This window comes from Hydrogenophaga sp. 5NK40-0174 (genome assembly GCF_040372165.1).
GTDB lineage: Bacteria > Pseudomonadota > Gammaproteobacteria > Burkholderiales > Burkholderiaceae_C > Hydrogenophaga.
Genome location: NZ_BAABWG010000002.1, coordinates 826,458 through 837,749, shown reverse-complemented (window position 1 = coordinate 837,749; position 11,292 = coordinate 826,458). Strand labels below are relative to the sequence as shown.

Annotated in this window: 9 protein-coding genes; 3 read left to right on the top strand and 6 right to left on the bottom strand. The window is 62.3% G+C overall.

Going from position 1 to position 11,292, the window contains the following annotated elements; translation table 11 throughout:
• A partial coding sequence (locus tag ABWV89_RS09620) for a DUF4347 domain-containing protein (RefSeq protein WP_353396044.1) occupies positions 1-2,592 on the bottom strand: 2,592 nt, incomplete at its 3' end.
• 321 nt (positions 2,593-2,913) lie between these two features.
• Here ABWV89_RS09620 and ABWV89_RS09615 point away from each other — a divergent pair.
• From ABWV89_RS09615 to ABWV89_RS09605, 3 genes are all read left to right on the top strand, one after another.
• Positions 2,914-3,933, top strand: a complete 1,020-nt coding sequence (locus tag ABWV89_RS09615; protein ID WP_353396043.1) for a ZIP family metal transporter — start codon at positions 2,914-2,916, stop codon at positions 3,931-3,933.
• A gap of 84 nt (positions 3,934-4,017) precedes the next feature.
• Entirely contained in the window at positions 4,018-5,382 is a 1,365-nt protein-coding gene (locus ABWV89_RS09610) for an MBL fold metallo-hydrolase (RefSeq protein WP_353396042.1), read from the top strand.
• 62 nt (positions 5,383-5,444) lie between these two features.
• Positions 5,445-6,680 carry a lytic murein transglycosylase gene (locus ABWV89_RS09605; protein ID WP_353396041.1) on the top strand — a complete coding sequence of 412 codons (1,236 nt, stop codon included), beginning with the start codon at positions 5,445-5,447 and terminating at the stop codon, positions 6,678-6,680.
• Between the two features lie 34 nt (positions 6,681-6,714).
• On the opposite strand, the gene ABWV89_RS09600 is transcribed toward ABWV89_RS09605, so the two are convergent.
• The 5 genes from ABWV89_RS09600 to ABWV89_RS09580 form a co-directional block, all read right to left on the bottom strand.
• On the bottom strand, positions 6,715-7,233 hold the full coding sequence (locus ABWV89_RS09600) for a DUF4124 domain-containing protein (protein ID WP_353396082.1): 519 nt from the start codon (positions 7,231-7,233) through the stop codon (positions 6,715-6,717).
• A gap of 11 nt (positions 7,234-7,244) precedes the next feature.
• Positions 7,245-7,589, bottom strand: coding sequence for a heavy metal-binding domain-containing protein (locus ABWV89_RS09595; protein ID WP_353396040.1), 345 nt, complete (start codon positions 7,587-7,589; stop codon positions 7,245-7,247).
• Positions 7,590-7,671: 82 nt separating this feature from the next.
• A complete protein-coding gene (locus tag ABWV89_RS09590) occupies positions 7,672-8,316 on the bottom strand; it encodes an ABC transporter ATP-binding protein (protein WP_353396039.1) in 645 nt (214 codons plus the stop codon).
• Positions 8,309-9,964, bottom strand: a complete 1,656-nt coding sequence (locus ABWV89_RS09585) for an ABC transporter permease (protein ID WP_353396038.1) — start codon at positions 9,962-9,964, stop codon at positions 8,309-8,311. The genes ABWV89_RS09590 and ABWV89_RS09585 overlap by 8 nt, the downstream gene beginning before the upstream one ends.
• 50 nt (positions 9,965-10,014) lie before the next feature.
• On the bottom strand, positions 10,015-11,103 hold the full coding sequence (locus ABWV89_RS09580; RefSeq protein WP_353396037.1) for a thiamine ABC transporter substrate-binding protein: 1,089 nt from the start codon (positions 11,101-11,103) through the stop codon (positions 10,015-10,017).
• Between the last annotated feature and the right edge of the window lie 189 nt (positions 11,104-11,292).

Sequence of the window (11,292 nt, the reverse complement as noted above, 5' to 3'; positions counted from 1 at the left end):
TCCCGCAGGCAGACCGCTGACGCTGTAGGTCAGGGTGTCACCATCGGGGTCATCGAATGCTCCGCTGACATCCAGCGGTGTGATGCTCTGACCATCTTGACCGGTCTGGTCTGATGGCTGCCCACCACCAACCAGCGTCGGTGCATCGTTGGCGCCGTTGACCGTCACGCTGATCGTCGCCGTGGCCGACTCTCCGTGGGGATCTTGCACCACATAGGAGATCGACGTCACCGCTGTCTCTCCTGCGGCAAGGCTCTCGAACTCGCCATTGGCATCAAAAGTGACGGACCCGTCCGACGCCAGGTCGAACAGGCCTCCGCCCGAGCCGGCCGTGCCACTCTGGATGACTGCTGTCAGCGTGTCGCCATTGGCGTCACTGTCATTGGTCACGGCATTGCCCACGACTGTGGCCCCGCCGTCCTCGCTGGCGCTGAAGGCATCATTCGCGGCCACCGGCCCCACGTTGGCCTCGGTGATGTTGACCGTCACCGTGGCATGGGTCGTGTCTCCGTCCGAGTTCTGGACCGTGTACGTGAACGAGTCTGTTGCTGCATTGATGCCGTCACCCGTCACGGTCACCTGCCCTCCGCTGCCGATGGTCAGATCCACACCAGAGGCCAGCGTGACGGTGGAGCCGGTCGACACCGGGCTGCCATTGATGGCCACAATCTGCAACGGTCCTCCATTGAGGTTGAAGTCGTTGGCCGTGATGTCCACGGTTGCAGGGACATTGGCCGGCGTGGTCACATTGTCGTTCTCGGCCACAAACGCCGTCTGCAACGAGTCCGCGCGGATGAACATCCAGGAGTCGTACGCAGCGTCACCCGTGTCGGCAATGCCGATTCTGATGTCGTTGCTTTGCCCCACGATCACATCGAAAGACAAAGAAAGGGTCACGGTGAACCCGTCCATGCGGGTGTTGTAGGTACCGCCCTCGTTGTTCACGTACAGACTCGGGTTGGCGCTGGTGAACACGGTGGTGCTGTGTCCCGGGTTGGGGTCGTTTGTCGCGTTGCCGTTCGACGGATTGATCGTTGCCGCATCGTTGATGGTGTCAATGCCGATGGGCAGCCCATTGGGTGCAAGCGCGACGTTGGTTCCGTTCACCCAGATACCGATGGAATCGTTGAAGCCGGCATAGACGTACTCGTTGTACTCCTCGGACCCGAAGACGATGGACGCCGTCATGCGGACGGTGTCGCCCGCATTGGTGCCCGGCAAGATGTCCGGCGTGAACTGGATATCGATGTACGAGGCATCAAAGGTGGCCACCCCGCCACTGACTGCGTTGAATTGCGCATCTCCGTCAATGCCAGGCGCGTCCTGGCTGACGTTGCCGGTATCCGTGCCTCCCACCGTCGACGTGTTGGTGGCAGTCGTGAAAATCGCGCCATCAGTGAAGTCGATGACATTGGAGCCAAACGAAAGGCCTGCGCCAGTCTGGAAGATGCCCGCCTGGTCAGGGCCACCCGAGTAGGTCGCACTGTTGACCACCACACCGGCACCCATGATGGCGTTGGCCAGCGCCGGCGCGCCGGCCGAGCCCACGTTGTTGATCACCAGATCCAGATTGCCTATCCAGGCGCTTGGCGCCAGAGACACTGCCTCGACATGGCCGATATGGGTCTCCAGTTGCCAGTCGCCTCCACGGTCTGCACTGCCCGTGGTATCTGTCGATGCCGCCACGTCTGCGCCGGTCAGGTCTGCCAGCATGTTGGCAGCACCAAGTCCTTCCTCGCCTTCAGTGAAGTTGCAGCCATAAATCAGAATGTCCGCATCATCGCTCAAGGCGCCACTGATCTGCTCCAGTGCTTCACCGTGCTGTGCCTGCATGGTCGCACTCGTGAGCACCGTGTTGCCCAGCATCAATTGCCCCTCCACACCGTGGCTCACGATGTGAATCGCGGTGATACCTTCGCGCCCGGCCAGCGCCTCGGCCATCTGCTCGACGCCATCGGAGCCACTGTCCAGATAGACAATTTCCAGCGCCGGGTTGTTGATGTAGTTGCCAACGTCCGCCGCCACCCAGTCAATGAAGACAATCTCGGTCGCGGCACCGGTGGCATCAACGTCGCCGAGGGCGGGCAGTTCTTCATCACCGACGAGCTCTGTGGTGTCGGCCACCGGCTCGGTTTCGGCGTCGCCAAGTCCGGTGTCGGCTTGGGCTCCGGCTTCGGCATTTGTGGTAGCAGCGTCGGCACCGGCATGGGTCAGACCGTTGTCCGCAGACAGATCTGCGGCAGCTTCCGTTTCGTCCTCTGCATGGCCGGCGGCGACATCCGCCTGAGCAGCCACTGGCGTCTCGGCAAAGCCCGCTGGTTCCGCCCCATCATCCGGCTGGCCCATGCCGGCCGTCAGGTCGTCTGCGGAGGGCATTGGCTCCGCAACTGCTGCTGCGTCGGCCGTTGCCACCAGCGCTGCGTCAAAGACGATGCGGGGTTCGAGCACCAAAGCAGCGGACACCGCGCGAGGCGCCACGCTTTTTCTCGCTCGACCCGAGCGGCTTGGCTTGCCCCGTGCCGACTCATGCTCGGCCACGGCGACATAGCTTCCCAACGATGCGTTCCAGACGGATTTGTAAGTTCTGTTCATGGCATTTGAACCCGGCCCTTCGATGCCCCATGCACCGCACAGACCAAAGTGGGTTTTCCCTCACTGACCTAGAAATGAGTGTTACTGGTTCTCCCTTTCGGTTAAGGAGAGAAAAGCCTGCCAAATCACCTCCAAATCAAGAACCGACCCGTACCAGATCACGAAACCCCCGCATCGTCCCGCCCTGCTGCTATCACGGCCATGAGCAGATTTGATGACGCTGTGTTGCTCAACAGGCAAACTGTGGATATGGGCTGATGCCACCGCGATCCCGGCTTGGTCGGGTGACACCATTCTTCTGACACAAGCGATTCCTTTTGCATGACTGAACTGATTCGACGCGTTGAGCCCACCTTGCAACGCTTCCAGGCGGAAATGGACGCCCAGCTGCCGCCCAACGCGGCCAGAAAGGCACTGCTGGGCCTTGCAGCGTCGGTGCTGGTGATGGCAGGGCTGGCCGCAGCCAGCACGTTTCTGGCGCCGACACGGCATTGGTGGGAGGCGCTTCCCAACGGCAACGCCTTGCTCTCCGGGCTGCAAGCCTCGATGCTCGCAGCGGCCGCCACAGCGTTGGGCGCCACACCTGTGTTCTTCGTCGGGCGTATCTCGAAGCGACAGGAGGCCGCGCTGATGGCCTTCTCAGCCGGTGTCATGCTGACGGCCGCCATCCTGGCCCTTCTCATGCCGTCACTGGAGGCATCGCAACGGCTCGTCCCGCAAGGGGGCATGGGTGCAGCCATGCTGACGGCGACCGGGCTGGCCCTGGGCGTCGGGCTGATGATGGGTATTGACCGCCTGCTGCCCCACGAGCACGCTGTGTTGCCGCCAGCGGCTCAGGGGCATACCGGACGATGGGAAGCTGCCGGCGACGCACGCGAGGTCACGCGCCAACGCGGGTGGCTCATGGTGCTGGCACTCATGATCCACAACATTCCCGAAGGTCTGGCTGTCGGCGCCGCCTATGCTGGCGTCATCCCCGGCGACAGCACGACCACACAGGCGGGCGCGGCCGTTGCCATCGCCATCGGGTTGCAGAACATGCCTGAAGGCCTTCTCGTGGCCATGGCCTTGCACACGCTCGGGCAATCGAAGGCCACCGCATGGTCAGTGGCCGCCCTGACGGGCCTGGCTGAGCCCCTGGGTGCCCTGGTCGGACTGCAAGTGTTGGGCGGCACGCCGGCACTCTACCCTGTCGGCCTGGCGCTGGCTGCCGGCGCCATGATCTTCGTGGTCAGTCATGAGATCATCCCAGAGACACACAGGCACGGATTCGAAGGGTTGTCCTCTGCCACCTTGATGGGGGGCTTCATCTTCATGCTCATGTTGGACGCCGCGTTCTGACATTCCGGGCAATGGGCAGCCCACGTGCCGCCCTGCCTGCGGGTTGAGAACGCGTCAGCCGCACAAGAGTAAGATGGATTGATCATGACCGTCCATATCCGCTTTCTGGGTGCCACCGGCACTGTGACCGGCTCCAAGTACCTGGTTACCCACAACGGGGCCTCGCTTCTAGTTGATTGCGGCCTGTTTCAGGGCTACAAGCAGCTTCGGCTGCGCAACAGGGAGCCACTGCCCGTCAACCCGGCAGACATCGGTGCCGTTGTGCTCACACACGCCCATCTTGACCACAGTGGCTATCTACCCCTGCTCATCAAGAACGGATTCACCGGAAAGGTCTGGGCTTCAGCCGGCTCATGCGAACTCGCCTCCATCCTGCTGCCTGACAGCGGCCATATTCAGGAAGAAGACGCGGCCTATGCCAACCGGCACGGCTTCTCCAAACACAAGCCGGCATTGCCCCTGTACACGGAGGAAGACGCGCGCATCGCCCTCAAGCAGCTTCACCCTCAGGCCCTGGGTGAACCCTTCGAACCGATTCCTGGCTGGTCAGTGCAATTGCGCGGTGCCGGACACATCCTGGGCGCCTGCAGTGTGCTGATAGAAGTGGGCGGACGACGGCTGCTGTTCTCCGGAGACCTCGGCCGCCCCGATGACAGCCTGATGCTGCCTCCCGAGCCACCCGTCGAGGCTGATGTCGTCATCATCGAGTCCACCTATGGCGACCGGGAGCACCCGGAAGAGAATCTCCTGGCAGAGCTGGGGCCAGCACTTCAGCGCGCCTGCGCACGCGGAGGCGCTGCCGTCGTTCCGGTATTCGCCGTGGGCCGCGCTCAGGCACTCCTCTACGCCATTGCGCAACTCAAGGCCGACGGAACCCTGCCCAAAGGTGTTCCCGTCTACCTGGACAGCCCGATGGCCATTCACACGACTGATCTCTATGACCACCACATTGGTGAGCATCGCCTCACCAAAGCCCAGTGCCAGGCCATGGAGCATGCAGCCCAGATGACCATGACACCCGACCAGTCCAAGGCCATCGCTTTCCAGCATGGACCCAAGATTGTGCTCGCGGCTTCCGGCATGGCCACTGGCGGCCGTGTGCTCCATCATCTGGTCCAGTATCTGGAAGACCACCGCAACATGGTGATCCTGACCGGCTACCAGTCGCCGGGCACGCGAGGCGCCACCCTCGCCAAAGGCAATGATCGCCTTCGTGTGCATGGTCAGGACCTGACCGTTCGTGCCGAAGTGGTCCAGCTCACCGCGGCCTCTGCCCATGCCGATGCCAGCCAGCTCCTCGAATGGCTGCGCCAGATCCCTGCCCCTCCCCACAAGGTGTTTGTCACCCATGGCGACATGGAGGCATCAGACAGGATGCGCCTACGCATCAAGGACGAACTCGGTTGGCCGGCTCTGGTGCCCGAGCACGGCAGCGAGTGGGCCGTCTGATCACCTGGAGGGGAACCTCCTTGCCCCGCCTGCGTCCATTGACCATGCGCTCATATCCACACATGTCACATCCTCCGCTATTTCCTCGGCATTTTTCACGCAGCGTCACCATTGGTGCCCTGGTACTCTCCAGTCAGGTGCATGGACAGACGGCGAACACCGTCAGCCCCTCCGACCAGCAGGCGTTTGAACGCTGCCTTGCCGAACTGGCCAGCCCTGCTGCCCAGGCTGGCGTGCGGCCCTCCATCTACGAAAAGCTCACGCAAAACCTGGCGCCCGATCTCAGCGTGGTCCAGAAACTGGACTACCAGCCCGAGTTCACTACCCCCATCTGGGACTACCTCGCCGGTCTGGTGGATGCCGAACGCGTGGAAGATGGTCAGCGCATGTTGGCACAACACCGTGATACCTTGCGAAAAGTGGAGCAGGAATACGGTGTCGACCCAGAGACAGTGGTCGCGGTCTGGGGGGTGGAAAGCAATTTCGGACAGAGCTTTGGCTCCTACCCCCTGCTGCAGGCGCTGGGCACACTGTCGTGCAATGGCAGGCGTCAGACCTTCTTCCGCAAGGAGTTCTACGCCACGATGCGCATCATTCAGGGCGGGCACATCGCCGCCGAACGTCTCGTAGGCTCCTGGGCTGGTGCCTTCGGCCACACTCAGTTCATGCCAACCACATTCGAGCGGCTAGCGGTGGACTTTGACAACGATGGTCGCCGCGACCTGATGGACAATGCAACCGACGCGCTGGCCTCTACGGCCAACTTCCTGAAGAAGGCAGGCTGGCGCAGCGGCCAACCCTGGGGTTACGAAGTGCGGTTGCCCGATGGATTCGACACCTCGGGCGAAGGACGCCGCCAGCGACGCTCCATTGCCCAATGGACAGCGCGAGGACTGGTCAAGGCCGACGGTTCGCCATTGAGCGATCACGGCACCGCAGGCCTGCTGGCGCCAGCCGGACCCAACGGCCCTGCATTCCTCGTCTTCCGAAATTTCAACGCCATATACAGCTACAACGCCGCGGAAAGCTACGGACTCGCCATCGCACACCTGTCGGACAGGCTCAGAGGTCGGGGGCCGATCGCGACCCCATGGCCCACAGACGACCCGGGGCTCTCCCGAGCCGAACGCCGGGAACTGCAGGGTCTGCTCATACTGCGCGGACACGACATCGGAGAAGTTGACGGTATGCTGGGACAACGCAGCCGTGCCGCCATCGAGGCGGAACAGCGGCGGCTGGGGCTTGAAGCCAATGGTCGAGGCGGACAGAAGATACTGAGAACCCTGCGATCCGAATAGGCTTCAGTCTGGCAGGCTGGGCAGCCTGCCAACGTCAACAGTCGGGCATGGTCGCGTCAGTGCAATGACCACATTGGGAGTTGTTTCTGCCATTCTGAAAACCGGTTCTGCCGCTGAAGGTGCTCCTGCCACATTCGGCATAGCAGGCTGCCGACGCTTCATAGGCTCGCTTTTGTGCTTCGCAGCTCTCCTGGGAAGCCTCCACCGACAGAGGTCGGCGGCGCACTTCTTCAGGCGGCTGCTCTGGTGCAGGCTTGACCTCCGCTGATGAATTGCGCCGCACGTCCACGGGCATGCTGGAGGGCCTGGAAACAAAGGGCTGAAGCGAATTGGTCGACCTAGGCTCGATCTCTTGCACGGTCAAGCCAGGCTGCTCCGGCCGCTTGTCGCTGAAGTGCACGCGACCATTGGCGTCCTTCCATCGGTACATCTTGGGTGATGCGGGCGGAGAATCATCTTGTGCCGATGGTGATGGCGAACTCTGCTGGGCCACTGCCCCCACAGGAAAAAGAGACAGCGACAACGCCGCTACCAGACACAGGAGCGAGAGCATTCGCTGCACAGTCATAAGCGAACCGCCGTCCCGCTGACGGTCACCATCATCATGCCATTGGCCTCGCCCAGCACTTCGTAGTCGAAGTCGATACCGATCACGCCTGTGGCGCCCAACTCCCTGGCTGCCTCGATCATGTCGTCCATGGCGGACTCTCGGGCTCCGCTGAGCGCACGCTCATAGCCGCCAGCTCGTCCACCCACGACATCCCGAATGGAAGAAAACAGGTCCCGAAAAATGTTGGCGCCGATGATGGCTTCACCGTTGACCACGCCAACGTAACGGTCCAGCTCAATCGAAGCGGGTGCCACCGTACTCAGGAAGAAGTCGTCCTGACGTCTAGAAAACCAACCCATCGTTCTCCTCCTGTCCTTGATCCAGAGGGTGCAATTGCCTGAGCACCGTCGACGGACTCATTCTGCCAGCGACGAGGACCGCTTACCAGAGCCGGACCAGTCTGCCCGCTTCCAGCTTCCACGCACGGCATGCCATGGCCCGTGCCTCGACTTCGTCATGCGTGACCAGCAGGGCAAGCATGCCTGAAGCTTCGATGCGCTGACGAAACTCGTCGCGAAGCTGCAAGCGAAGCTGTGCATCCAGTGCGGAAAACGGCTCGTCGAGCAACAAGCCCCTGGGAGCGGTGACCAGCGCCCGGGCCAGTGCCACGCGCTGCTGCTCGCCGCCCGAGAGCGTCCACACCCTCGACTTGTGTGCATGGGACAGGTTGAATCGGTCGAGAAGTTCACGCGATCGAACGCGTGCTGCGCCTTTGGCCATGCCCTGCTCAATCAGGCCGAACGCCACGTTGTCTTCCACATTGAGATGAGGAAACAGCGCGAAATCCTGGAACATCATGGCCATGCGCCTTTTCTCGGGCGGCATGCCAGTGATGTCCTGGCCGTCCATCCAGACGGTACCGGCGTCCGGCGCCTCAAGCCCCGCCACAATGTTCAGCAGCGTGCTCTTGCCACTTCCCGACGGTCCCAGCAAGGCAACCGTCTGGCCTTCGTCAACAGACAGATCGATGCCCGCCAGCAGCGCGCGATCATTCCATTGCTTGGCAATGCTCTTGAGTTCAAGCATGGCGCCCCTCTCCAGTGGAAGCCGGAGCATGGTCCGCCCGCTTGTTGCTCCGTCCAGTGCCTTCAATGGCCAAGAAGGCCGTCAGGGCCAGCAGCATCAACACAAATGCCAACACCAGGGCGGCATCCAGGTTGGCCTCGCCAGGCCGCCCCAGGCGCTGATAGATCAGGGTCGTCAACGTGGTCCATTCGGGACGAGAGAGAAACAGCGTCACTGCGAACTCACCCAATGCGGTCGCCGCTGCAAAAGCCACGCCACGACGAAGTGCCGGCAGCATCAATGGCAGGGTCACTCTGCGCCAGGCTCTCCACGGGGAAGCGCCGAGGCTGCGCGCCGCCTGCACATATTGCCTCGGCATGCTGTCCAGGCCTGCAGTGATGCTGCGTGCCACAAACGGATAGGCCAACAAGGCATAGGCAGCGAGCAGCACCAGCAATGAAGCCGACCATTGGGGGTACAGCAACAGAAGTCCAAACGCCACTGTCACCGACGACACCACAAATGGCAGGTAACCCGCTGCGCGCCACACCACACCCAACACAGCAGCATCGCTTCCTGAACGTCGCTGATCGATGGCATGGCCCGCTGCTGCATGCAGCAAGCCCAGCAAGGTCGCCAAGACCACCGCAGCGAATGTGAAGCGCAGCGTGTTGCCCAGTGCATGCCAAGTCTGCGGCTCAGCGAGAACACCCAGCCCCGCACCCGTTGCCATCGCCAGCACGGCTCGCCATGCAATGACCAGCAGCGGCGCACCGCACACCAGAAACAGCGAGAGCATGGCGCCCACGACGGCCAGCTTCTGCGCCAGACTCTCCGGGCGCAACCTGATCAACGGCCTTGCCTTGCCTGGTGCCGCCAGACGGCGCTCAATGGCCGCATAAACTAGCGCGACGGCACCCGTCACAAACAACATGCTCACGGCCAGAATGCCAGCTTGCCGGAGCTCGAGCTCATGCGCCACCAGTGTGTAGATTTCCACCTCGACCGTCGCATACTGGTGACCACCAAGCACCAGTGCCAGCCCCAGGCCCGAGAAGCAATACAGAAACACTAGGCACAGCGCAGATGAAAGCCAGGGGGCGATGGCCGGCCAATCGACCCGCCAGAACGCCCGCCATGGCGAAGCTCCCAGACTGCGGGCGGCGGCAACGCGCGTCGCACTGACATGCTCGAGCCCATCGACGCCTGCACGAATCACCAGACAGAGATTGAAAAACAGGTTGCCGTAGATGAGCAGCCAGGGCGACTCACCCAGTCCCATGCCGTGCTCGGCAAGCCACTGGCCTGGCGTCCCGCGAGCACCCCATATCGCCAGAACTCCCATGGCAGCGACCAGGGTCGGCATGACAAAGGGCAGCATGAGCAAACGCAATGCTGCAGACCGGCCGGGGAAATCCATGCGCGCCAGGACCCAGGCGATGGGCAGGCCAAGTACAAACGACAGCACGCATGTCAGCCCCGCCTGAGCGAGCGACCAGAGAAACCGCCAGCGAAGGTAGTCGTCCTGCCACCAGAAGATGCTGCCAAATGAACCTTCACTGGCGACTGCTTCCCACAGCAGGCGCCCCGCCGGTGCGATCGCCACGGCCAGCAGGAACGCGAGTGGCAGCGCAGCGATCAGCCAGGGGCTTGCCAGCACACGTTTCATCTGGAACACATCCGGAACAACAGGTGTGGACAGAAGCGTCGCGCGATGGATTATTTGAGGACCGTCTTCACCCAGCGCTGGACCCAGGTCTTGGCTTTCGCGTTCATGTCTGCGGACGTGGGGTTGTCAAAGCGCTCTGGCTCCGACGCATGTTGGCGCATCACTTCCACGCGCTTCGCGCCCGATTCGGCAGGGAACATCCACATGGTCGTCTGCAAGGCTTCCTGCACTGGGGCGGATCGCATGAATTCGATGAACGCACCACCCGCCTCTCTTGCCTGAGGGTTGCCTCCCTTGATCAAGGCAACGCCTTCGACTTGCCGGAACACGCCGCCCTGCAGAAACAGGTTCGCGGTAGGCGATACCTCAATTTTCTCCTTGCTGTAGAACACCTCTGCAGCCGGGCTGCTGGCATAGCTCACAACGATCGGGTAAGCGCCACCATTGCGGCTGAACTCGGTGTAATACGCCTCGCTCCAGCCTTTGACCACCTTGACGCCGTTGGCACGCATCTTGGCCCACCAGTCAAAAGCGGCCTGCTCACCCATGCCGGCAATGGTGGCCATGACAAATGCCTGCCCCGGGCTGGACGTGGCGGGGTGCTCCACCACGAGCAGCTTGGCGTACTTCGGCGTGGTCAGCTCCTGCAGCGACCCGGGCAAGGCCAGGCCCTGCTTGGCAAACCATGCCTTGTCGACGTTGAGGGTGACATAGCCATAGTCCACCGGAACCACTGCAGCCGGCGCTGCAGGTGCTTTGGTGTCGTTGGCTGCATCGGCCATGGTGGCGGCTGGCTTGCGCAGCGCTGCTGGCCCGGCATAAGGCTCGACGATACCGGCGGCCATGGCGCGTGGCATCAAGGTGTTGTCAATACCGTAGGCCACGTCAGCCACCGGATTGGCCTTGGTCAGCACCAGTTTGTTGACCATTTCACCGGCATCGCCCCCTTTGATCAGTTCGAGTTTGACCCCGTTCTGATTCTCGAACCCCTCCAGCAATTCCTTCGGCAGATCAAATGAATCATGGGTCATGACGCGCAACACCACCGAAGCGTCTGTTGCAGCCACAGCCGAGGCAGGCGCGCCACAAACTGCGGCAGCAGCGATCAAAGAGGTGATGACAAACTGGCGACGGGACATGCGGCAAACCTTTCAAGGACAAAACGGTGGAGGGAATGCCGGCCGGCCAGGGTTGGCCATCGCACACTCCCTACGCTGGTACTAACCAGATCAGGGACAGGGAGGCGTCGCTCGGTCGTACCAGGACAGCGACAACACTCCCAGGGGTCTTTCTCAGCCGCGCTGGCGGCACCCCCGGTGACTGCCCTG